This is a genomic window from Robertmurraya korlensis NBRC 107688 (assembly GCF_001591645.1).
GTDB lineage: Bacteria > Bacillota > Bacilli > Bacillales > Cytobacillaceae > Robertmurraya_A.
Genome location: NZ_BCVH01000031.1, coordinates 13088 through 36496 on the forward strand (window position 1 = coordinate 13088; position 23409 = coordinate 36496).

22 protein-coding genes are annotated in these 23409 nt (G+C 38.0%); 9 read left to right on the forward strand and 13 right to left on the reverse strand.

Features of this window, described 5'->3' with window-relative positions:
* Window positions 1-12: 12 nt before the first annotated feature.
* Together BKO01S_RS22200 and BKO01S_RS22205 are read right to left on the reverse strand one after the other, a co-directional pair.
* A complete protein-coding gene (locus BKO01S_RS22200) occupies window positions 13-210 on the reverse strand; it encodes a DUF951 domain-containing protein (RefSeq protein ID WP_066059783.1) in 198 nt (65 codons plus the stop codon).
* Window positions 211-221: 11 nt separating this feature from the next.
* Window positions 222-1112: a mechanosensitive ion channel family protein gene (locus tag BKO01S_RS22205; protein ID WP_066059785.1), complete on the reverse strand. Its 891-nt coding sequence runs from the start codon at window positions 1110-1112 to the stop codon at window positions 222-224.
* Between the two features lie 247 nt (window positions 1113-1359).
* Between BKO01S_RS22205 and yyaC the strand changes: the two genes are divergently transcribed.
* Window positions 1360-1998 carry a spore protease YyaC gene (gene yyaC, locus BKO01S_RS22210; RefSeq protein ID WP_066059787.1) on the forward strand — a complete coding sequence of 213 codons (639 nt, stop codon included), beginning with the start codon at window positions 1360-1362 and terminating at the stop codon, window positions 1996-1998.
* 34 nt (window positions 1999-2032) lie between these two features.
* Here yyaC and BKO01S_RS22215 read toward each other — a convergent pair whose 3' ends face one another.
* The 11 genes from BKO01S_RS22215 to rpmH form a co-directional block, all read right to left on the reverse strand.
* A complete protein-coding gene (locus tag BKO01S_RS22215) occupies window positions 2033-2749 on the reverse strand; it encodes a DUF554 domain-containing protein (RefSeq protein ID WP_066059789.1) in 717 nt (238 codons plus the stop codon).
* A gap of 103 nt (window positions 2750-2852) precedes the next feature.
* The gene (locus BKO01S_RS22220; protein WP_066059791.1) at window positions 2853-3710 is read right to left on the reverse strand and encodes a ParB/RepB/Spo0J family partition protein; all 858 of its coding nucleotides are present in this window, start codon (window positions 3708-3710) and stop codon (window positions 2853-2855) included.
* Window positions 3703-4464 carry a ParA family protein gene (locus BKO01S_RS22225; RefSeq protein ID WP_066059793.1) on the reverse strand — a complete coding sequence of 254 codons (762 nt, stop codon included), beginning with the start codon at window positions 4462-4464 and terminating at the stop codon, window positions 3703-3705. Before BKO01S_RS22225 ends, BKO01S_RS22220 begins: the two co-directional genes overlap by 8 nt.
* A 176-nt stretch (window positions 4465-4640) precedes the next feature.
* Window positions 4641-5510 (reverse strand): nucleoid occlusion protein, encoded by an 870-nt coding sequence (gene noc / locus BKO01S_RS22230; RefSeq protein WP_066059795.1) that lies wholly within the window; start codon window positions 5508-5510, stop codon window positions 4641-4643.
* A gap of 139 nt (window positions 5511-5649) precedes the next feature.
* Complete coding sequence (rsmG, locus tag BKO01S_RS22235; protein ID WP_066059798.1) at window positions 5650-6366, reverse strand: 16S rRNA (guanine(527)-N(7))-methyltransferase RsmG; 717 nt, start codon at window positions 6364-6366, stop codon at window positions 5650-5652.
* A 36-nt stretch (window positions 6367-6402) separates the two neighbouring features.
* Window positions 6403-8295 carry a tRNA uridine-5-carboxymethylaminomethyl(34) synthesis enzyme MnmG gene (gene mnmG / locus BKO01S_RS22240; RefSeq protein ID WP_066059800.1) on the reverse strand — a complete coding sequence of 631 codons (1893 nt, stop codon included), beginning with the start codon at window positions 8293-8295 and terminating at the stop codon, window positions 6403-6405.
* A gap of 29 nt (window positions 8296-8324) precedes the next feature.
* Complete coding sequence (gene mnmE, locus BKO01S_RS22245; protein WP_066059803.1) at window positions 8325-9710, reverse strand: tRNA uridine-5-carboxymethylaminomethyl(34) synthesis GTPase MnmE; 1386 nt, start codon at window positions 9708-9710, stop codon at window positions 8325-8327.
* Window positions 9711-10107: 397 nt separating this feature from the next.
* A complete protein-coding gene (gene jag, locus BKO01S_RS22250; protein WP_066059804.1) occupies window positions 10108-10728 on the reverse strand; it encodes an RNA-binding cell elongation regulator Jag/EloR in 621 nt (206 codons plus the stop codon).
* On the reverse strand, window positions 10725-11501 hold the full coding sequence (spoIIIJ, locus tag BKO01S_RS22255) for a YidC family membrane integrase SpoIIIJ (RefSeq protein ID WP_066059806.1): 777 nt from the start codon (window positions 11499-11501) through the stop codon (window positions 10725-10727). The genes jag and spoIIIJ overlap by 4 nt, the downstream gene beginning before the upstream one ends.
* A 161-nt stretch (window positions 11502-11662) precedes the next feature.
* The gene (rnpA, locus tag BKO01S_RS22260) at window positions 11663-12022 is read right to left on the reverse strand and encodes a ribonuclease P protein component (RefSeq protein WP_066059808.1); all 360 of its coding nucleotides are present in this window, start codon (window positions 12020-12022) and stop codon (window positions 11663-11665) included.
* A gap of 154 nt (window positions 12023-12176) precedes the next feature.
* A complete protein-coding gene (gene rpmH / locus BKO01S_RS22265; RefSeq protein WP_066059809.1) occupies window positions 12177-12311 on the reverse strand; it encodes a 50S ribosomal protein L34 in 135 nt (44 codons plus the stop codon).
* Between the two features lie 646 nt (window positions 12312-12957).
* On the opposite strand from rpmH, the gene dnaA reads away from it, so the two are divergent.
* From dnaA to BKO01S_RS22305, 8 genes are all read left to right on the forward strand, one after another.
* A complete protein-coding gene (gene dnaA / locus BKO01S_RS22270; protein ID WP_066059811.1) occupies window positions 12958-14304 on the forward strand; it encodes a chromosomal replication initiator protein DnaA in 1347 nt (448 codons plus the stop codon).
* 179 nt (window positions 14305-14483) lie between these two features.
* On the forward strand, window positions 14484-15620 hold the full coding sequence (gene dnaN / locus BKO01S_RS22275; RefSeq protein ID WP_066059813.1) for a DNA polymerase III subunit beta: 1137 nt from the start codon (window positions 14484-14486) through the stop codon (window positions 15618-15620).
* Between the two features lie 129 nt (window positions 15621-15749).
* The gene (gene yaaA, locus BKO01S_RS22280; protein ID WP_066059815.1) at window positions 15750-15962 is read left to right on the forward strand and encodes a S4 domain-containing protein YaaA; all 213 of its coding nucleotides are present in this window, start codon (window positions 15750-15752) and stop codon (window positions 15960-15962) included.
* A 68-nt stretch (window positions 15963-16030) separates the two neighbouring features.
* The gene (recF, locus tag BKO01S_RS22285) at window positions 16031-17149 is read left to right on the forward strand and encodes a DNA replication/repair protein RecF (protein WP_066059817.1); all 1119 of its coding nucleotides are present in this window, start codon (window positions 16031-16033) and stop codon (window positions 17147-17149) included.
* A 9-nt stretch (window positions 17150-17158) separates the two neighbouring features.
* The gene (gene remB / locus BKO01S_RS22290) at window positions 17159-17404 is read left to right on the forward strand and encodes an extracellular matrix regulator RemB (RefSeq protein ID WP_066059819.1); all 246 of its coding nucleotides are present in this window, start codon (window positions 17159-17161) and stop codon (window positions 17402-17404) included.
* Between the two features lie 105 nt (window positions 17405-17509).
* On the forward strand, window positions 17510-19432 hold the full coding sequence (gyrB, locus tag BKO01S_RS22295; RefSeq protein ID WP_066059823.1) for a DNA topoisomerase (ATP-hydrolyzing) subunit B: 1923 nt from the start codon (window positions 17510-17512) through the stop codon (window positions 19430-19432).
* Between the two features lie 91 nt (window positions 19433-19523).
* Window positions 19524-22028, forward strand: coding sequence for a DNA gyrase subunit A (gene gyrA / locus BKO01S_RS22300; RefSeq protein WP_066059820.1), 2505 nt, complete (start codon window positions 19524-19526; stop codon window positions 22026-22028).
* A gap of 88 nt (window positions 22029-22116) precedes the next feature.
* Complete coding sequence (locus BKO01S_RS22305; protein ID WP_066059821.1) at window positions 22117-23214, forward strand: HD-GYP domain-containing protein; 1098 nt, start codon at window positions 22117-22119, stop codon at window positions 23212-23214.
* The last annotated feature ends 195 nt before the right edge of the window (window positions 23215-23409 follow it).

The following is a 23409-nucleotide window of genomic DNA, read 5'->3' on the forward strand; positions in this document are numbered from 1 at the left end:
CCCCCTACTTCTCTAGCTCTCCGCTCTTTCTAATACTTTTTTCATCTTACGTGAAAATTCCTTTCGAGGAATTAACACACTATGGTCACAGCCCACACATTTAATACGGATATCCATCCCTAAACGAATGATTTTCCACCGATTGGCCCCACATGGGTGAGGTTTCTTCATTTCAACCACATCATTCAAATTAAATTCCTTTTGCTCCAATGCTCTCACTCCTATTCATTTCCCAATGCCTTCTTAGGGGTTGCTTCTTCTTGACGTGAGTACATGACAAGGCGTGGATAAGGGATTTCAATACCATTTTCATCTAGACAAGCTTTTAATTCCTTACGCAATGCACGAGCCACAATGAAATGCTTCATCGGCAACGTTTCTGCCACTATTCGCAGTACAACATCTGATGCAGCTAAATTTTGAACTCCTAGAATTTCAGGTGGTTTCACCATTTCTTCATATTTATCTGGCAAGCCAGCTAATAATTCTGTAATCACTTGTTCAGCTCTTGAAATGTCTCCTTCATAGGAAAGACTTAAATCAACAACTGCCATACTATTATAAAGGGAAAAGTTCGTTACTTCAGTAATATTTCCATTCGGTAAAATATGGAGTTCCCCTGTCCATGTTTTCACTTTTGTTGTTCTTAATCCTATTTCCTCAACCGTTCCTTCGAACTGTCCAATACGAACAAAGTCGCCCACAGAGAATTGATCTTCAAAAATAATAAAGAATCCTGTTATGATATCACGAACCAGGTTCTGAGCTCCAAAACCAACGGCAAGTCCTACGATCCCAGCCCCTGCTAGCATCGCACTTACATCTATGGTTAATGTTGATAATATCATCATAAATGCTATAAAGTACACTACATATGTGAGGACATTTTGAAGCAACTTTAATAATGTAGCTTCTCTTCGCTCCGATACACGTAATGGTGATCGTGTACGAACCTTAAAAACGTTATTGATCATCACTTTTCCTACTTTAATGAAAACACCTGAAAGGATAAGAATTGCTATGATTTTTAAGGCACCTAGTCCTAAGTCCACCCACATCTCTTCATTTGTTAATTTAGCTTGTAAATCTATCCAAATACTCTCTAAATTCATCAAATCACCTCTTCGTATATTGTTGGAGATTTTACTTATTTTATCAATTTCTACTCTTCCTTTGTAGTATAAAGGTTTATCTCCCCCAAATTACCTAATTTTCTACTAGCAAAGAGTTCCCTAGACCTGTCTAGTAAAATCGAACACATCCTTCTAACTACCCCTTTTCGAAATTACATAAACAGTACGTATACAATTCGTTTTTCTTCCGTATACTGTTACTACAATTTACGAAGGAGTGGACCCAGTGAACTTGAAATCTAGCTTTTTTGAAAAGAAAGAAGACAATGGTGCAAGGATTTCCTATGACGATCAACGCGCTTCTCATAAACTAGCAATTGAACTTGTTTCTATTCTACCAGTAGCTACCATTGAACGTCCGATTGTATTTGTATGTATTGGAACGGATCGTTCAACAGGTGATTCATTGGGGCCACTCGTCGGAACACTTCTGGAAGAAAAAAGAATGAACTCCTTCTATGTATACGGAACCCTTGAGGACCCTATTCATGCAGTAAACTTAGTAGAAAAGCTGGAAGAAATAAAAGCAAAACACTTTAATCCTATCATTATTGCGATTGATGCTTGCTTAGGGCGTCTCAAAAGTGTCGGTTTCATTCAGCTCGTAGATGGCCCTGTTAAGCCAGGAGCCGGAGTAAATAAGGAACTTCCATCTGTTGGGGATTATCATATTACTGGAATTGTTAATGTGAGTGGATTTATGGAGTACTTTGTCTTACAAAACACAAGACTGAATTTAGTTTTAAAAATGGCTAAAGTCATTGCGAATGGAATATATCAAGCAAGTATTACTTATCAACCTACCAATAAATGGAAGAGTATTGGAAGCCCCAACAAAACAGATGCGATTAGCGGAAGAGAATAAAAGAAGAGGCCCCGGACTAACAGGCCTCTTTTTGTTATCCTACTATATTTTTCATAAATGACATAATCGCTACAAGTAAGGCAACGACTAAAATACCCGGAAGCATATTAGCCACTCGTATTTTTGTAATTCCTGTAATATTCAATCCGATCGCAAGGATCATTATTCCACCTGTAGCAGTCATTTCAGCTATAAAGCTGGTCATAAGTGCATCTGGTACTAACTGATCAATTTGTGTGGCAAAAGCAGCAATTGATCCTTGATATAGCATAACAGGGATAGCTGAAAAAATAACTCCGATACCAAGAGTAGTAGTCAGAATGAGTGCCGTAAACCCATCAATAATGGATTTTGTATATAAAACATCATGGTCACCACGAATACCGCTATCTAGTGCACCAATAATGGCCATCGCACCTATAACAAAGATAAGAGTTGCCGTAACAAACCCCTCAGCAATACTTCCTTGCTGTGAGCCTCCTACCTTTATCTCAAGCCATGCTCCTAATGCATTCAATTTCCCATCTAAATCTAATAACTCCCCTAAAACTGAGCCAAACACAAGACTTATAATTACAATTAGGAAGTTTTCACTTTTTAATCCCATTTGAAGTCCCAATACGACAACAGCAAGGCCAATACTTACCATTACAGTCGTTTTCATTCTGTCAGGAATTTTGTGAAGTAGCTTTCCTAACAACGCCCCTATTACTATTAACAAACCATTTACAAGAGTACCTAATAAAAACATACGTTTCACCTATCATTATTATTTCATTTCTCGATTACACATGCTCTTGCAACTCATAAAAAAAACCATCCCATATGATGGTTTTTAGGACTTACTATGCAATTTAATCTTCTTGATTATCATTTAATAACTCTAGAATTCTATCTAAATCATCTTTGGAGAAAAATTCGATTTCAATCTTTCCTTTATTTTTGGACTCTTTAATATTTACAGTTGTTCCAAATCTCTCACGCAAAAAGCTTTCTCGTTCTTTAATAAAAACATTTTTCTCGGGCTTTGGCTTCTTTGTTTCACGTGAAACATTGTCATTCAACTGTTGAATGAGTTGCTCAAGTTGGCGAACATTTAAGCCTTCCTTCATCGTTTTTTCAGCAATTAGAGGCAATTTTTCTTTTTTTCGTAGACCTAGTAAAGCACGACCATGCCCCATAGAAATCTTACCGTCTGAAATAAGCTGTTGAATTTTAGGCGGAAGTGATAATAAACGCACAAAATTGGCAATATGCGGACGACTTTTTCCCAGTCTTTTGGCAAGCTGCTCTTGGGTTAGTGAGAGTTTTTCCATTAGCAATTGATAGGCTGCAGCTTCTTCTATAGGCGTTAGGTCTTCCCTCTGCAGGTTCTCAAGTACGGCAAGCTCCATCATTTGTTGTTCCGTTAATTCACGAATAACAACAGGAACTTTTTCAAGTCCTGCTTCTTTTGCTGCCCGAAAACGTCTTTCACCTACAACAATGTCATAACCCTTAATACTTTTTCTAACGATAATTGGCTGTAAAATACCATGCTCAATTATGGATTGCTTTAGCTCCTCAATCGCCTCTTTAGTGAAGATTTTTCTCGGCTGATAAGGATTAGGGCGGATTTCTTTCACACTAATATCCGTAATTGTTTCCTGTTTGCTTGGCTCCTCCATGTTTGCAAAGAACGCATTTAATCCTTTTCCGAGCCCTTTAGCCATGCGAAACCACTTCCTTTGCCAAATCTAAATAGACTTCCGCACCTCTAGATTTTGGATCGTAAATGATAATCGGCTCCCCGTGACTTGGCGCTTCACTTAAGCGAATATTTCGGGGAATAATGGTTTTGTATACTTTATCTTGAAAATATTTTTTTACTTCCTCAATCACCTGTAGCCCTAAGTTCGTTCTAGCATCTAGCATCGTGAGAAGTACGCCTTCAATTTTTAAATCTTGATTTAAATGCTTCTGAACTAGGCGAACTGTATTTAAAAGTTGACTTAACCCCTCAAGTGCGTAAAATTCACACTGTACAGGGATAATAACAGCATCTGAAGCAGTTAATGCATTTAGAGTTAATAAGCCTAATGATGGTGGACAATCGATTATGACATAATCATAAGATCCCTTTACTTCTTCAAGCGCTCTTTTTAATCTAACTTCTCTAGATATGGTTGGAACTAGTTCAATTTCTGCACCTGCTAACTGTATCGTAGCGGGGATAGCATATAGGTTTTCAACCGATGTCGGCATGATAACTTCCTTCGCCTCAACATCATCAACTAATACATCATATATACATTGCTCCACGTCGGCTTTTTCAATACCAACACCACTTGTGGCATTACCTTGTGGATCAACATCAACTAGCAATACTTTTTTCCCTATATATGCTAAGCAGGCACCTAGGTTTACAGAAGTCGTTGTTTTTCCAACTCCTCCTTTTTGATTCGCTATTGCAATAACTTTCCCCAATGGTGACACCTACCTTTATCTTCAATAGTAACATTTGATAGTAAACTCTAACTGAGACAATCACGTATTCTATTCTATCATGAAAAAGATAGGAGAATCATTTTTTTTATTCCCCTATTATCTTATTTGAAAAAAATAACAAAAAAAGAGAGAAGCTTAACAAAGCTTCTCTTAATCTATTTCTTTTTAGGAATTTTAATTGTAATTTGATAGAAATCATCAAACTCTTCTTCTTCAGAGTTTAAATTGATGCCACTATCAGAAACCATCGAAAGAGATTGACGAATCGTATTAACAGCTATTCTTACATCCTTACTAAAGGCCTTACGCTTCGGTTTTGGCTTTTCAGATGTTTCTGCTAGAATTCTAGCCACTCGATCTTCTGTTTGTTTCACATTTAAATTCTTTTCAATAATTTCTACTACTAGCTTTATTTGCTTTTCTGCATCCTTCAAAGGGATCAGAGATCTTGCATGTCTTTCGGTAATTGCCTTATTTAAAAGCGCTTCTTGTACCTCTTGTGGTAGCTTTAATAGACGGAGCTTATTAGCTACGGTGGATTGACCCTTCCCAAGCCTTTGCGCAAGAGCTTCTTGGGTTAAATTGTGTAATTCTAAAAGCTTACCATAGGCAATAGCTTCTTCAATTGGTGACAGTTCTTCTCTTTGAAGGTTTTCTATTAATGCGACAGAAGCGGTTTCTGTATCATTCATATTTTTAACTATGGCAGGCGCTTCCTCCCAGCCAAGCTTTTTCATCGCTCTCCATCTTCGCTCACCAGCAATGATTTCAAACGTACCTTCTTCAAATTCCCTTACAACAATTGGCTGGATGATCCCATGTATATGAATCGTCCGAGAAAGCTCCTCAATTTTGTCCTCATCAAAAACAGTCCTCGGTTGGAAGCGATTTGGCACAATTGAATCAATCGGTATTCTCTTAATTTCTTCATGGTCTACTTCGGTTAATATATCAACCTGTTCTTCCGTCTCAGCTTGTCCCTCTTTTTCGCCTAGGCCAAAAAAGCGTGTGAAAGTCTGCTTCATCACCCTGCACCACCTTTACGAAACTCCCTATAATGTATTCTATAAATAATATCAATTTCCTGCACAAACATGCGATGATTGATTATTTTCTCCTACATACTTACTAAAATTATGCCATAAAATGAGCTAAAATGTAACTCTATTCGATTGGTGTTTTATTCGGAGTCCCAGGTTTTCTAGGATATCTTTTTGGTGTCGATTTAATCTTCTCGACAATGATAATATTTCTCTCGCTTTCCTCCATAGGTAGTAAGAAGGAGTGTGTTTCTTTAATAGAACCCCCAAGAGTGGCAATAGCCTTTTTACCAGTTTCTAACTCTTCCTTTGCATGAGCCGCCTTCATCGCAACAAATGTCCCACCTACTTTTACAAGTGGCAAACATAATTCACTTAACACCGATAAACGTGCTACCGCTCTAGCTGTAACAAGATCATATTGTTCTCTATAATCCTTATTTTGACCAAATGTCTCTGCTCGGTCATGAATAAACGTTACCTTTTCAAGCTGTAATACACTAGCTAAATTCTCTAAAAATGTAATTCGTTTGTTTAAAGAATCAACAATGGTTACTTGTAGCTGAGGGAATGCTATTTTAATTGGTATGCTTGGAAATCCAGCTCCAGCCCCTACATCACAAAGGCTTAACGGCTTTGAAAAGTCGTAATAAAAAGCAGCAGATACACTATCATAAAAATGCTTTAAATAGACGTCTTCTTTCTCCGTGATGGCCGTTAAGTTCATCTTTTCATTCCACTCAACGAGTAAGTGGAAATACTGTTCATATTGATTTAGCTGTTGAGGAGAAAGTACAATCCCCTTCTCCTCTAGCATTTTAACAAATAGCTCTTTATTCATGTGGTACCCTCTTCCTCACAGCGGAAATAGTTAGCTCTATGCATCGTTTGAAACACGTGCTATTTTTCCTTGTTCCAAATAAACAAGTAAGATGGAGATATCAGCAGGGTTTACTCCTGAGATTCTTGATGCTTGAGCAATGGATAATGGACGAACCTGCTTCATCTTTTGCTTTGCTTCGGTTGCAATTCCTGAAATAGCATCATAATCGATATTTTCAGGAATTTTCTTATTCTCCATTTTCTTCAGTCGATCTACCTGCTGTAATGATTTTTCAATATAACCTTCGTATTTTACTTGGATTTCTACTTGTTCTTTTATATCAAAATCAAGGTCGATTTCCGATGGAACAATAGCCTCAATATGTTCATACGTCATTTCTGGTCGTTTTAATAGATCAGAGGCACGAATTCCATCCTTTAGCTCACTTCCACCTTGGGATTTAATAAGCTCTTGGACTTCAGGTTTCGGTTTAATAATAATTCCTTTTAGACGTTCCTTCTCCGCTTCAATCGCTGCTTTTTTTACTAAGAAGCGTTCGTAACGTTCCTCAGAGATAAGCCCCACTTTACGGCCAATTTCTGTTAAGCGCAAATCAGCATTATCATGACGTAACAGCAATCGGTATTCCGCACGAGAGGTCAGTAAACGATATGGCTCATTCGTCCCCTTTGTTACTAGATCATCGATCAGTACCCCTATATAGGCATCCGAACGGCTAAGAATAATCTCTTCTTCACCTAATGCTTTTCGACCCGCGTTCATACCTGCCATTAATCCTTGACCTGCGGCTTCTTCGTAACCTGAAGTACCGTTGATTTGTCCAGCAGTGTAAAGGTTCTGAATGACCTTCGTTTCAAGTGTTGGCCAAAGCTGCGTCGGAACAATCGCATCGTACTCTATTGCATAGCCCGCTCTCATCATCTGTACATTTTCTAGACCAGGGATTGTTTTTAAAATTTGATGCTGAACTTCCTCTGGTAAGCTTGTTGATAATCCTTGCACATATACTTCTTGTGTATTTCGACCCTCTGGCTCAAGGAAAATTTGATGTCTAGGCTTATCGTTGAATCGAACCACCTTATCTTCAATTGAAGGACAATATCTTGGCCCTGTCCCTTTAATCATGCCTGAATACATAGGAGAGCGATGCAAATTATTATCAATTAACTGATGTGTCTGTTCACTCGTGTACGTTAACCAGCATGGCAGTTGGTCTGTAATAAACTTGGTTGTTTCATAAGAAAATGCTCTAGGCACATCATCGCCAGGTTGGATTTCTGTTTTGCTGTAATCGATGGTATGACTATTGACACGTGGCGGAGTCCCTGTTTTAAACCGAACAAGATCAAAACCTAGCTCTTCAAGATGCTCAGAAAGCTTGATAGATGGCTGCTGATTATTGGGGCCACTTGAATACTTTAGCTCGCCAAGAATGATTTCCCCACGAAGGAAGGTTCCAGTAGTAATAACGACCGTTTTTGCTTCGTATGTAGCACCGGTTTGCGTGATAACTCCCTGGCATACTCCGTCCTCAACAATTAAACGTTCCACCATACCTTGTACTAGGGTTAAATTCTTTTCATTTTCTAATGTTTTTTTCATTTCATGCTGGTAACTAAATTTATCTGCTTGGGCACGTAATGCTCTTACTGCTGGGCCCTTACCTGTATTCAGCATTCTCATTTGAATATGCGTTTTATCGATGTTTTTCCCCATCTCTCCGCCGAGAGCATCAATCTCACGCACGACAATTCCTTTTGCTGGGCCTCCAACAGAAGGATTACATGGCATAAAAGCAACCATATCTAAATTAATCGTTATCAATAATGTTTTTGCGCCTTGACGCGAAGCAGCCAATCCCGCTTCACAGCCGGCATGTCCCGCTCCAATGACAATTACGTCATAATTCCCAGCACTATATTGCATCATGCTGCCTCCTTGTATCTATAAAAAAATTATTTTCCTAAACAGAACTGCGAGAATAACTGGTCAATTAAGCTTTCATGGATGGACTCTCCAATAATCTCCCCTAATAGCTCCCAAGTTCTTGTAAAATCAATCTGCACGATATCAATTGGAACTCCACTTTCCACACCTGAAATTGCTTCTTCAATCGTGTGTAAAGCCTGATGAAGAAGGGCGATATGACGACTATTGGATACATACGTAATATCACCTGACTCTATGGATCCTGAGAAGAAAAGAGCAGCAATGGCTTCCTCTAAATCATCTATACCTCGGTCTTCAAGCAATGAGGTTGTTACGAGTGGACTTTTCCCAGCAAGCTCCTTGACCTTATCCATGTTAATTTGTTGAGGAAGATCTGTTTTATTAATAATGACGATAACATCCATTCCTTCAACAGCTTTAAATAGGTTTTCATCTTCCTTTGTAAACTCATCCGAATAGTTCAGAACCAGTAAAATTAGGTCCGCTTCTTTTAATACTTGTCGTGATTTTTCCACGCCAATTCTTTCTACGATATCCTCAGTTTCACGAATTCCAGCTGTATCTAGTAAGCGTAGAGGGACCCCGCGAACATTTACATACTCTTCAATCACATCGCGAGTCGTACCAGGTATATCTGTAACAATAGCTTTGTTTTCCTGAACTAAACTATTTAATAACGAAGATTTACCAACGTTTGGTCTTCCGACTATAACCGTTGACAATCCCTCACGTAAGATTTTACCTTGTTGAGATGTTTCAAGTAACTTTTTCATTTCTATTCGAACCACATTTGCTTTTTCTAAAAGCATGTTATGAGTCATCTCTTCCACATCATCATACTCTGGATAGTCGATATTCACCTCAACATGAGCGAGTGTTTCGAGAATCTCCTGTCTCAATCTTTGAATAAGCATTGATAGGCGACCTTCCATTTGCCCCAACGCTACATTCATAGCACGATCGGTTTTGGCACGAATTAAATCCATGACTGCTTCTGCTTGTGATAAATCGATCCTACCGTTTAGAAAGGCACGCTTGGTAAACTCGCCTGGCTCCGCTAATCTTGCTCCAAATCGAAGAACAAGCTGAAGGACACGGTTCACAGACACAATTCCACCGTGGCAATTAATTTCTACTACATCTTCCTTTGTAAAAGTATGTGGACCTTTCATGACAGAAACCATTACTTCTTCGGCAACCTCACCTGTTTTTGGATCCAGTAAGTGCCCATAATGAATGGTATGTGTTTGAACATCTATCAAACGTTTATTTCTTTTTCCTCTAAAAAGCTTATCCGCAATTTGGATTGCCTCGTCACCACTTAGACGAACAATGGCGATTGCTCCTTCACCTAGAGGAGTCGATATCGCCGCTATTGTATCAAATTCCATTTCTTCACCTCTTCCCCTAAGGGACATGTATATTCCTTATCTTCATCTATGTCACGAAACTTTACTCATTAAAAGCATCTTTTCACAAATTATTAGAATAGCACAGTCATTTTAAATAAAAAAGATTTATCCACAAATAAAAAAGTGCATTATGCACTATCATAACTTATCCACATGTGAATAACAAGAAAAGCGGAGCCGACTGATCTGACCCGACAAGCATAAGACAAGCCAAGTAGGAAAGCCTGCTTTCCGGAAGGGATTGACTTATGACCTCGAGGGTCAAGGAGGCGGAGCTAGACAAAAGAAAAGCGGAAGCGCCTAGGTAGCTCCGTCAGGCTTAAGATCATCACGTCAAAATAAAAAAGATCCCGCCAAAAGCGGGATCTTACGAATCTTATTTATTTGGTGAAATAACGATGTAACGATTGGGCTCGACTCCATCAGAGTAAGTCTTCACTCGTTTATTAGCCACTAAAGCTGTATGAATCACTTTTCTTTCATACGATGGCATTGGTTCAAGTGAAACTCTTTGCCCCGTGCGAACCGCTTTAAAAGCTAGTCTTTCAGCCAGTTGCATTAGTGTATCATTTCTTCTTTTACGATAATCCTCTGCATCGAGCAATACATTTACATATTGGTCAGCATATCGATTAATAACTAGCTGCGTTAAATATTGAAGTGAGTTTAAAGTCTGTCCTCTTTTTCCAATTAGCAGGGCAATTTTCTCCCCGGAAAGAATAAATTGAACTTGTTTGCCTTCTTTGATCACTTCGATATCAATTGGTGACCCCATTTTGTTTGCTACATCAGTTAAAAAGTTCTTTGCTTCTTCAATCGCATCAATTTTTTTAGTTACTTTAACAATAGCCGGACGGGTTCCAAAAATACCAAATAGCCCCTTCTTCCCTTCGTCAACTATCGCTATCTCTGCACGATCTCTTGTTGTTTCTAGTTGAGCTAAAGCTGACGCTACTGCTTCCTCAACGGAATTACCCGTAGCAGTTACCTCTCTCACTTTTTCGCTCCTCCTGATTTACCAGTTTCAGCAACCTTTTTTAAATCTGGACCTTTGATAAAGTATGTTTGAACAATCATAAAGATGTTCCCTACTACCCAATACAGTGATAAAGCAGCTGGGAAAGTAAATGCAAACACAACAATCATGACTGGCATAATGTAAAGCATCATTTGCATTTGAGGATTATTCTCTACACCCGCCATCATAATCTTTTGTTGGATGAATGTAGTGATCCCCGCTACGATTGGTAAAATATAATATGGATCTGGAGAACCCAGGTCAAACCATAAGAAGTTATGCTCTGCAATTTCTCTCGTACGAGAAATCGCATGATAAAAACCAATTAAAATTGGCATTTGAATTATTAAAGGGAAACAGCCTGCAAGTGGATTAACTCCATGTTGCTGGAACAATGCCATCGTTTCCTGTTGAAGTTTCTGCTGTGTTTTTTGATCTTTTGAACTATATTTTTCTCTTAACTTTTGCATCTCAGGCTGAATGGCTTGCATGGCCTTTGAACTCTTTGTCTGTTTGATCATTAATGGTAGAATTACCAAACGAATCAGCAATGTAACTAAAATAATACCTAAACCAAAGTTCCCACCAGCAAATTCTGCTGTTTTAACAATTAATAGAGATAATGGGTATACAATATACTCGTTCCAAAAACCTTCGCTTTCTGCTGTAATCGGCTTATTATACTCTGTACAGCCCGTAAGTAGTGCCATCAGAAATATGAGGCCGATTAAAAGAAGAAGTTTCTTTTTCAACCGTTTTTTCCTCCTTAATATCCTAATATCCTCCAAGTATGTCCACTTCAATCTTTAGATAAAAAAAAGAAACACACTACTTGTTCGTCTATAAATAATCCAAGAGTATTGTATCATTTTTTATAAGCAGAATGCTTTAAAAAAATGCAATCACCTAGATTTTATTTCCTTCTATCTACTCTACTATTTAACACCTTAGCAAGTTTCAAAACGTGAGTTAAACTCCCCTTCACCTCATGAAACGTCATGTCGGACGCTGGTTTTCTTGCAATAATAATTAAATCAAAGTCATTCTTCATATTCTCTTGAAGCTCCAGTAGGGCTTGTCTAATATATCTTTTCACTTGATTTCGGGTGACAGCATTTCCAATCTTCTTACTTACCGACAAGCCGACACGGAAATGAGGCTGCTCCGGAACACTTCGTAAATAAACAACAAATTGACGATTTGCCACCGAACTTCCCTTTTTATAAATATCTTGAAATTCTTTATTTTTTTTAACTCTAAATTCCTTTTTCATTCATTACACCTACGATCTAGATTAAAGCAAGTGCTCTAGCTTCAGGAGGCGCGCACTGCCCTTCCCATTATTTTCTTATACAAGAGCGTCTATACATGAAATCCAACTCTTCTTACACCTGAATGAGAAAAAAGACCACTGACGTTTCAGTGGCCTAAGCAGATAATACTTTTCTTCCTTTACGACGACGACGCGCTAATACTTTACGTCCGTTTGCAGAGCTCATACGACTACGGAAACCATGAACTTTGCTATGTTTACGCTTATTTGGTTGGTACGTTCTTTTCATTATATGACACCTCCCTGAGGAATAACTTTAAAGACAGTCCTTCTAATTATAGAGGCGACCTATAAAAAAAGTCAATAGCCTATCTTCGACTCCTTTTAACAGTCTGTCAGAAAGAAAGAGAACTTCTCCATTTATGTAAGTTGTACTAATCACTTTCCAAACCATTATTTTAACGACTGTTAATAACTTTCGACACGATTCTTCATTATCCACAACGCTTATTGACAGGTTTTTCACAGATTCTTATACTGTGGACAATTATTACTAACAGCTTGTACTTCTTGTGGATAAACTTAAAAAACCATTGCGTCTACTAAATTTATTTGATATTATTATTGTGTTTTCACTCTGGAAAAAATCATGTGGATAAATAGACTATCCACAGATTGTGGATATCTTGTGGATAGGTTATTCAGAACCTATGTAGAACGTTGTCCACAGGTAGTGGATATTGTCGAAAGTCCTCATTACTTCTTATATATATACTTACCCACATTAACAGATTTGTATATTTATAAATTTATAGGTTGTACAACGTGTATAACCTATGTTTTTTTGTGATCCTTACGGGAAACATTAGAAAAAATAGTAGACTGTTTAGCCGCTTCAAAGATGGCATTTACATTCCTTAAAAGGAGGGATCAGTTTGGAAAATATCTCGGATCTTTGGAATAACGCGTTAGCCAATATAGAGAAAAAAATCAGTAAACCCAGCTTTGAAACGTGGCTAAAATCTACTAAAGCCCATTCTTTGCAAGGAGATACTTTAACCGTAACGGCTCCAAATGAATTTGCTCGCGACTGGCTAGAAGAACGTTATTCGCAGTTAATTGCTGGAATTCTCTATGATATTACAGGGGAAGAACTCGGAGTGAAATTTATCATCCCACAAAATCAAAATGAAGTGGAAGATGATATTCCGATCCCACAAAAACGCAATATAAAAGATGACGATCATCAAGAGCTACCGTTAAATATGCTCAATCCGAAATATACATTTGATACATTTGTTATTGGTTCCGGAAACCGGTTTGCACACGCTGCTTCACTAGCAGTGGCTGAAGCTCCAGCCAAAGCTTATAATCCCCTATTCATTTACGGGGGTGTAGGACTAGGGAAAACCCACCTTATGCATGCGATCGGGCACTATGTGCAGGATCATAACCCATCGGCAAAGGTTGTTTATTTGTCTTCTGAAAAATTTACGAATGAGTTTATCAACTCGATTCGAGACAATAAAGCAGTTGATTTTAGAAATAAATATCGCAATGTAGACGTTCTTCTTATTGATGATATTCAGTTTCTTGCTGGAAAAGAACAAACCCAAGAGGAATTTTTCCATACTTTTAACACACTTCATGAAGAAAGTAAGCAAATCGTTATATCCAGTGATCGTCCGCCAAAGGAAATTCCGACACTTGAGGATCGACTCCGTTCACGCTTTGAATGGGGCTTAATTACAGATATCACTCCACCAGATTTAGAAACGAGGATCGCCATCCTACGTAAAAAGGCCAAGGCTGAGGGATTAGATATCCCTAATGAAGTCATGCTATATATAGCAAATCAGATTGATTCTAATATTAGAGAGCTAGAAGGTGCATTAATTCGAGTGGTTGCCTACTCTTCTCTAATTAATAAAGATATTAATGCAGATTTAGCTGCAGAAGCATTAAAAGATATTATTCCTAGTTCAAAACCTCGTGTGATTACCATTCACGAGATCCAACGAGTCGTAGGAGAGCATTTTAACGTGAAGCTTGAGGATTTCAAAGCAAAGAAGCGTACAAAGTCTGTCGCCTTCCCTAGGCAAATTGCTATGTATTTATCTAGAGAGTTAACAGACTTCTCCCTTCCGAAAATCGGTGAAGAGTTCGGAGGTCGAGACCATACGACAGTTATTCATGCTCATGAAAAAATTTCAAAGCTCATTCAGAGTGATGCTCAGTTCCAAAAACAATTGAATGAAATTAATGAGCTTTTGAAAATTTAATACTGTGTATAACTTTCCCTTGTTTACTAACAGTCTGTCCACATGTGGATAGGCTGTATTTCCTTTCGTTTCAAGTAGTTATCCACATACTCACAGGCCCTACTATTACTTCTACTATTTTTTTAAAAGAAAAATATATAAATAAACCTGATATTTAATTCATACGGGGGGACTTTTTTATGCGTTTTATTATCCAAAGGGATCGCTTAGTTCAAAGCGTTCAGGATGTAATGAAAGCAGTAACTAGCAGAACAACTATTCCAATCTTAACGGGAATTAAGATTGTTGTAACTGAAGATGGTGTTACCTTAACAGGTAGTGACTCAGATATTTCGATAGAATCATTTATCCCTAAAGAAGAATCTGGTAACGAACTAGTAGAAATCAAGCAAACAGGTTCCATTGTTCTTCAAGCAAAGTTCTTCAGTGAAATCGTAAAGAAATTACCTACAGATACGGTTGAAATTGATGTTCAGAATCATTTCCAAACAGTCATTCGTTCGGGTAAGTCTGAGTTTAATTTAAATGGGCTTGATGCTGAAGAGTATCCTCACTTACCACAAATTGAAGAGCAAAATGCATTTAAGATCCGTACAGACTTACTAAAGGTTATTATCCGTCAAACGGTATTTGCAGTGTCCACCTCAGAAACACGCCCCGTGTTGACAGGTGTCAACTGGAAGGTTGAAAACGGAGAGTTAATCTGTATTGCAACAGATAGCCATCGATTAGCTTTAAGAAAAGCAAGGGTCGATATAGAGAACGAATTACTTTATAACGTGGTTATTCCAGGGAAAAGCTTAAATGAATTAAGCAAAATTCTAGATGATACAAATGACCTGGTTGATATTGTTATAACTGAAAACCAAGTATTGTTTAAAGCAAAGCATCTGTTGTTCTTCTCAAGATTGCTGGAAGGAAATTACCCAGATACCACTCGTCTCATTCCTTCAGAAAGCAAAACGGAAGTAACTGTTAATACAAAAGAATTTTTACAGTCTATTGATCGTGCTTCCTTGTTAGCAAGAGAAGGAAGAAATAACGTAGTTAAATTCTCAACGATTGAAGAAAAAGTGATTGAGGTGTCCTCAAATACACCAGAGATCGGAAAAGTAGTTGAAGAACTACAAGCACAATCTATTACTGGTGAAGAGTTAAAAATATCTTTTAGTGCAAAATATGTAATGGATGCATTAAAAGCACTAGAAGGACAAGAAATTAAAATTAGCTTTACGGGTGCGATGAGACCATTTATTATTCAACCTTTGAATGATGATTCCATTCTTCAATTGATTCTTCCTGTAAGAACGTATTAGTCATAAGCTGCCAGATCTCTGGTGGCTTTTCGTTTAACCCTTTGTATACAAACGAAATATTTAGTAAAATAAAGAGTACACACTAAAAAATGCTCGTCATGAAAAATAACGAGAAGTGAGTGAGACTACATGAGAGAAGAAGTTCAAATTGACACAGAGTACATTACGTTAGGTCAGTTTCTAAAGCTAGCAGGTGTAATAGATACCGGAGGAATGGCAAAATGGTTCCTTAGCGAATATGAGATATTTGTCAATAATGAGCAAGATCAAAGGAGAGGTCGAAAGCTTAGAGCTGGAGATGTTATTGAAATTCCTACAATCGGTTCATTCATTGTCATGTAAAAGGAAGCAGGCTTCGACAAATGTGTTGAAGTCTCGCTTACTGTATAGGGATAAAGGATGTTTTGAATATGTATATTGAGCATTTAGGGTTAAAAAATTATCGGAATTATGAAGGGTTGACGATTAATTTTGAAAATAAGGTTAATGTCATCTTAGGTGAAAATGCTCAAGGGAAAACAAATGTCATGGAATCCATCTACGTGTTGGCCATGGCTAAATCTCATCGAACCTCTAATGATAAAGAACTTATTCGCTGGGATGAAGAATATGCTACAATAGAGGGACGGGTAAAAAAAAGTCATGGTCCTCTCCCAATGCAACTTATTATTTCCAAAAAAGGAAAAAAGGCGAAGTGCAATCATCTTGAGCAACAAAAACTCAGTCAATATGTTGGAAATATGAATGTAGTTATGTTTGCCCCTGAAGATCTTACTCTCGTAAAGGGAAGTCCACAGATTAGAAGACGATTTATAGATATGGAGATCGGACAAGTATCCCCTATTTATCTTCATGATATGGGGCAATATCAAAAGATTCTCCAACAAAGAAACCATTATCTAAAAATGTTACAGATTAAAAAGCAAACAGACAAAACGATGCTTGATATTTTAACGGAGCAATTTATCGAAAAGGCTGTTCGTATTGTAGCAAAACGATATGAATTTCTCCATTTACTTCAAAAGTGGGCCATTCCTATCCACAGTGGCATATCGAGAGGACTAGAAACGTTAAAGATTGAGTATAAACCTTCTGTGGATGTATCAGAAGAACAAGATTTGTCGAAAATGGTAGAAGTATTTACTCATAAATTTGATAAAATAAAAAATAGAGAGATTGAACGTGGCACAACACTGTTTGGGCCTCATCGCGATGATATGCTCTTTTTTGTAAATGGGCGTGATGTACAAACTTTTGGCTCTCAAGGTCAGCAACGGACGACTGCGTTATCCGTTAAGCTAGCAGAAATTGAACTCATTCATTCGGAAATTGGAGAATATCCTATTTTGCTTCTAGATGATGTTCTTTCAGAGCTAGATGATTATCGCCAATCTCACTTGTTAAACACCATTCAGGGGAAGGTTCAAACATTTGTGACAACTACAAATGTAGATGGGATTGACCATCAAACGCTTAGAGAAGCATCAACCTTTACCGTTGATAGTGGGACGATTAAACAAATCTTATGAGGTGGTCTTATGTATGTTCATATTGGAGAAGAGACATTGGTTCGGGCTTTGGATATTGTTGCCATCATAAGTAGAGAGAGTATCGTCTCATCATCACAGATGAATGAGTTTTTAACACATGATCGTTTAGTGAGTGTTGATCTTTCAAAAGGTGGATATAAATCAATCGTGATTACGAAAGAGAAAGTCTATTATTCACCGTTATCATCTGGAACTTTAAAAAAACGCTCTTATAAACTAGCAGCTCAAGTTTAGAATAATCTTAGCGCCTTTGCTAAGTGAAAATATATATTTGGTATGCAGAAATCAGTTGATTTTTGCTTAATTGTGAAAGAAAGAGTAGGTGAACGGTTTATGGCAATGGAACAAAAAGAAGTCCAAGAACAATCGTATGATGAAAATCAGATACAGGTTCTGGAAGGTCTTGAAGCCGTAAGAAAAAGACCCGGGATGTATATTGGTTCCACAAGTGTCAAAGGACTCCACCATTTAGTTTGGGAAATCGTTGACAATAGTATTGACGAGGCTCTAGCTGGCTTCTGTACAGAGATAAATGTTGTAATTGAAAAGGATAATAGCATTACCGTAATTGACAATGGACGGGGAATTCCAGTTGGGATCCATGAGAAGATGGGTAGACCTGCTGTTGAAGTTATTATGACTGTCCTTCATGCTGGCGGAAAATTCGGTGGCGGTGGTTACAAGGTTTCAGGAGGACTTCACGGAGTAGGTGCTTCTGTAGTTAATGCGCTATCAACGGTATTAGAAGTGTATGTCCATCGTGATGGCAAAGTTCATTACCAGAAGTTTGAGCGAGGAGTACCTGTTGCTGACCTAGAAGTGATCGGAGAAACAGACCATACAGGTACAACGATTCACTTTGTTCCAGACGCTGAAATTTTCACAGAGACTCTTGAGTATGACTACGAGACGTTGGCTAACCGAATTCGTGAGCTTGCCTTTTTAAACAAAGGTCTAAAAATAACGATTGAAGATAAACGTGAAGAAAATAAGGGCAACCAGTATTACTATGAAGGCGGTATTAAGTCTTATGTAGAGCATTTAAACAGATCAAAGGAAGTTCTACATGAAGAGCCGATCTTTATTGAAGGTGAAAAAGAAGGAATTACTATTGAAGTTGCCATTCAATACAATGATAGCTATACCAGTAATATATACTCGTTTGCGAACAATATTCATACCCATGAAGGTGGGACACATGAATCAGGCTTTAAAACAGCCCTGACAAGAATCATAAACGACTATGCGAGAAAATATGGCCAGATCAAAGAAAATGATTCGAACCTGTCTGGTGATGATGTGCGAGAAGGCCTAACAGCTATCGTATCTATCAAACATCCAGATCCACAATTCGAAGGCCAAACAAAAACGAAACTTGGTAACTCAGAGGTAAGAGCAGCAACAGATACCATTTTTGCCGAGGCATTGGATAAATTCCTACTTGAAAATCCAACGGTTGCCAGAAAAATTGTTGAAAAAGGTTTAATGGCAGCAAGAGCACGTTTAGCTGCCAAAAAGGCGAGAGAGTTAACACGCCGAAAGAGTGCCCTTGAGGTATCGAGCTTACCTGGTAAGCTAGCGGACTGTTCTTCTAAAGATCCTGAGATAAGTGAGATATATATCGTTGAGGGAGACTCAGCGGGTGGGTCAGCTAAACAAGGGCGTGACCGTCATTTCCAAGCAATTCTACCACTTAGAGGTAAAATTCTTAATGTAGAAAAAGCAAGATTGGATAAAATTCTTTCAAATAATGAAGTTCGTGCAATGATTACAGCAATTGGAACAGGGATTGGTGAAGACTTTGATCTTTCGAAAGCTCGCTACCATAAAGTTGTAATTATGACGGATGCAGATGTTGACGGTGCGCATATTCGAACACTGATTCTAACATTCTTCTATCGATATATGAGGCAAATCTTAGAGGCTGGCTATATTTATATCGCTCAGCCACCGTTATACAAAGTTCAACAAGGAAAACGTATTGAATATGCCTATAACGATAAAGAATTAGACCGTATTTTCGCAGAGCTTCCGAGTCAACCGAAACCTAATATTCAACGTTATAAAGGATTAGGTGAGATGAATCCTGATCAGCTTTGGGAAACAACCATGAACCCAGAGACTAGAACCATGTTACAGGTTAGTCTTCAGGATGCGATTGAAGCTGATGAAACGTTCGAAATGCTAATGGGAGATAAAGTGGAACCACGTCGTAACTTTATCGAAGCGAATGCACAGTATGTGAAAAACTTAGATATCTAGAAAAAGGGTAGAGGGTAACCACTATCCTCCTTTTTCTTTCATAGAAGCTTTAAGAAATGATCGATCATTAGCTTTAAAGGAGGTACACACGTTGGCTGAAACACCGAATTCACAAATTAAAGAAATAAATATTAGCCAAGAAATGAAGACTTCATTTTTAGATTATGCGATGAGCGTTATCGTCTCTCGTGCTTTGCCGGATGTTAGAGATGGGTTAAAGCCCGTACATCGCCGTATTTTATATGCGATGCATGACCTTGGTATGCATTCTGACAAGCCATACAAAAAGTCTGCTCGTATCGTTGGAGATGTAATTGGTAAATACCATCCACATGGAGACTCAGCGGTGTATGAAACGATGGTACGTATGGCACAGGATTTCAACTATCGTTATATGCTTGTTGACGGCCATGGAAACTTTGGATCTGTTGATGGGGACTCAGCTGCAGCCATGCGTTATACAGAATCAAGAATGTCAAAAATATCGATGGAACTGTTACGAGACATTAATAAAGACACAATTGATTACCAAGACAACTATGACGGAGAAGAAAGGGAGCCAGTTGTTCTTCCAGCTCGATTCCCAAATCTTCTTGTCAATGGAACAACAGGTATTGCGGTAGGAATGGCAACAAATATTCCTCCCCATCAGCTTGGTGAAGTGATTGATGGTGTGTTAGCAGTTAGTAAAGATCCAGAGATTACCACTCAGGAACTCATGGAGATTATTCCTGGTCCTGATTTTCCAACTGGAGGATTAATTTTAGGACGAAGTGGGATTCGAAAGGCTTACGAAACAGGCAGAGGTTCGATTACAATACGAGCAAAGGTTGTTATTGAACAAAAAGCAAATGGCAAGGAAGTTATTATTGTTAATGAAATTCCATACCAAGTAAACAAAGCGAAGCTTATCGAGAAAATTGCGGAGCTAGCCCGTGAGAAGAAAATCGATGGGATTACAGATCTTCGTGATGAATCAGACCGTAATGGTATGAGAATTGTTATTGAGGTTCGTAAAGATGCCAATGCCAATGTATTGTTGAATAACTTATATAAGCAAACGGCTCTACAAACAAGCTTTGGAATTAACACATTAGCTTTAGTTGGTGGACAACCTAAGGTTTTGAACTTAAAGCAGTGTTTAGTCCATTATTTAGATCACCAAAAAGTTGTTATTCGTAGAAGAACAGAATTTGAATTGCGAAAAGCAGAAGCAAGAGCTCATATTTTAGACGGCTTACGAATCGCATTAGACCATTTAGATGCAGTTATTAGTTTAATCCGTGCCTCGCAGACAACAGATATTGCTCGTGAAGGATTAATGACTACCTTCCAGCTTTCAGAAAAGCAAGCACAGGCTATTTTAGATATGCGTTTACAGCGTTTAACTGGCTTAGAACGCGAAAAGATTGAAGAAGAATATCAAAACCTCGTGAAGCTAATTGCAGAGCTTAAGGAAATTTTAGCTAATGAAGAAAAGGTTCTTGAAATCATTAGAGAAGAGCTATCTGAAATTAAAGAACGCTTTAATGATAACCGTCGTACAGAGATTGTGACGGGTGGAATTGAAAACATTGAAGATGAGGACTTAATCCCGGTAGAGAATATCGTTATTTCGTTAACTCATAACGGATATATCAAACGTCTACCAGTTTCAACCTATCGTGCACAAAAACGTGGTGGTAGAGGGATACAAGGTATGGGGACGAATGAAGATGATTTTGTTGAACATCTTGTGACGACGTCTACTCACGATACGATTCTTTTCTTTACAAACAAAGGGAAAGTGTATCGATCAAAAGGTTATGAAATTCCTGAATTCTCAAGAACAGCAAAAGGAATTCCAATTATAAATCTACTTGAAGTGGATAAAGGAGAATGGGTAAATGCCATTATTCCTGTTTCTGAGTTTGTGGATGATTGGTTCCTATTCTTTACGACAAAAGAGGGGATTTCTAAGCGTTCTCCACTAACTTCTTTTGCGAATATCCGAAACAATGGTTTAATTGCCTTGAATCTACGTGAGGAAGATGAGTTAATCTCTGTACGTTTAACGGATGGAAGTAAAGAAATAATTATTGGAACAAAGAACGGGCTGCTTATTCGTTTCCCGGAAACAGATGTTCGTTCAATGGGGCGTACAGCAACTGGTGTAAAAGGAATTAATATTGACCGATCAGATGAAGTGGTTGGAATGGAAGTTCTTGAAGAGAATACAGAGATTTTAATTGTTACCAAGAACGGATATGGAAAACGCACACCTGCAGAAGAATATAGAATCCAGGGGCGCGGTGGTAAAGGGATAAAAACATGTAACATTACAGATAAAAACGGAAGCTTAGTAGCTATGAAGGCTGTAACAGGCGAAGAAGATGTCATGTTAATCACTACAGGTGGAGTCCTAATCCGTATGGCTGTCGGTGATATCTCAACAATGGGAAGAAATACTCAAGGTGTGAGATTGATCAGATTGAATGAATCAGAGGAAGAATTCGTAGCAACTGTTGCAATGGTTGAGAAGGAAGAAGAAAAAGAAGATGTGATTCTTGGTGAAGATGAAGAATTAATCGACGTCGATCCAGTTGATGAAGAATAAATTACAAGAGAGGGACATTATTATGTTCCTCTTTTTTTATTAATTGGGTAAAATAGACTAAGAATATGTTTACTAGAGGGTGTAATTAGTGCGAGTTCTTATAAAAGAAGTTCAAGAAGGATGCATTCTTTCTGAGGATATCAAAGGACCCTCAGGCCGAGCGATTGTCCAAAAGAAAACAGTGTTAACCTCCGAATTGCTTGAAGTAGTAAAAGCCTTCTTAATACCTGAATTAGAGGTCGAAAAGACCCTCTCAAGCGGACATCCTTTTATTCCAAATGAGATTATTTTGGATGATGAGGAGGTAAAAAGTGAGGACAATGAAGAGCAAAGGGAACCCACATTTACTGAACTCTTTCTTCAAGCATCAAGAAGCTTTAAAAAGGAGTTCCGTAGTTGGCAGGCAGGTTTGCCTGTGGATGTTACAAAGGTAAGAAGTATTATATTCCCTTTAATTGAAAAAATAGATCAAAATCAAGGCGATTTGTTTCAGCTTCATCATTTTTCGACGGAGGAGGATTACTTATATCAGCACGCAGTAGCGGTTGGTCTGATAAGCAGTTTTATCTCTAAAAAGCTAGGACTTAATAAAGGGGAGATTGTCCAGGTTGCTTTAGCTGGAACTTTAAGTGATTGTGGGATGGCGAAGCTTTCTGAAGGGATATTAAACAAAAGAACACCCCTTACACAAGAGGAATATCAAGAGGTGAAAAACCATCCAACCTATAGTTACAGACTTATTCAAAGTACACCGTTCATTAGAGAGCCAGGCAAGATCGCCATATTCCAGCATCATGAGCGTTTGGATGGAAGTGGGTATCCGTTGGGAGAAAAAGGGCAGAAAATTCATCAGTATGCAAAGATTATTGGAGTAGCTGACACTTTCCACGCGATGACTTCCCAACGACTGTATAGGAAAAAACAATCTCCCTTTAAAGTGTTGGAGATGATGTTACAGGATTTATTTGGACAGTTTGATATTGCTTCTATTCGTGCGCTTCAATCTGGAATTATGAATATATCAATTGGAAGTTTTGTTAAACTTTCAAATGGACAAGAAGCTGAAATACTTTTTATTGATGAGAATGCCCCAACAAGACCGCTTGTGAAAGTAGTAGACACCGGGGAAATTATCCATTTGCAGAGAAACAGGATGATCTTTATTGAAGAAGTAAAGGTTCCATAGCCAAATAGTAACAATCTATTTGGTTTTTTTGTTTCCAAATATTAGTTATTGAATAATAAGTAGTCGCTTGTTATACTAGTAAAAGTCAGCTCAACAAGTATTTTAAATAGTTATTAAAATTTTTTTAAAAAAGTAGTTGAAATGACTTGATAAACATGATATATTATTAAAGTCGCCTCGTTGCGACAGTGATTG

Excerpts from the sequence above, each read along its gene's own strand:
- BKO01S_RS22205 (WP_066059785.1), bottom strand. The coding sequence starts at position 1,112 with ATGAATTTAGAGAGTATTTGGATAGATTTACAAGCTAAATTAACAAAT.
- BKO01S_RS22215 (WP_066059789.1), bottom strand. The coding sequence starts at position 2,749 with ATGTTTTTATTAGGTACTCTTGTAAATGGTTTGTTAATAGTAATAGGG.
- BKO01S_RS22220 (WP_066059791.1), bottom strand. The coding sequence starts at position 3,710 with ATGGCTAAAGGGCTCGGAAAAGGATTAAATGCGTTCTTTGCAAACATG.
- noc (WP_066059795.1), bottom strand. The coding sequence starts at position 5,510 with ATGAAGCAGACTTTCACACGCTTTTTTGGCCTAGGCGAAAAAGAGGGA.
- rsmG (WP_066059798.1), bottom strand. The coding sequence starts at position 6,366 with ATGAATAAAGAGCTATTTGTTAAAATGCTAGAGGAGAAGGGGATTGTA.
- mnmG (WP_066059800.1), bottom strand. The coding sequence starts at position 8,295 with ATGCAATATAGTGCTGGGAATTATGACGTAATTGTCATTGGAGCGGGA.
- mnmE (WP_066059803.1), bottom strand. The coding sequence starts at position 9,710 with ATGGAATTTGATACAATAGCGGCGATATCGACTCCTCTAGGTGAAGGA.
- rnpA (WP_066059808.1), bottom strand. The coding sequence starts at position 12,022 with ATGAAAAAGGAATTTAGAGTTAAAAAAAATAAAGAATTTCAAGATATT.
- rpmH (WP_066059809.1), bottom strand. The coding sequence starts at position 12,311 with ATGAAAAGAACGTACCAACCAAATAAGCGTAAACATAGCAAAGTTCAT.
- dnaN (WP_066059813.1), top strand. The coding sequence starts at position 14,484 with ATGCGTTTTATTATCCAAAGGGATCGCTTAGTTCAAAGCGTTCAGGAT.
- yaaA (WP_066059815.1), top strand. The coding sequence starts at position 15,750 with ATGAGAGAAGAAGTTCAAATTGACACAGAGTACATTACGTTAGGTCAG.
- recF (WP_066059817.1), top strand. The coding sequence starts at position 16,031 with ATGTATATTGAGCATTTAGGGTTAAAAAATTATCGGAATTATGAAGGG.
- remB (WP_066059819.1), top strand. The coding sequence starts at position 17,159 with ATGTATGTTCATATTGGAGAAGAGACATTGGTTCGGGCTTTGGATATT.
- gyrB (WP_066059823.1), top strand. The coding sequence starts at position 17,510 with ATGGAACAAAAAGAAGTCCAAGAACAATCGTATGATGAAAATCAGATA.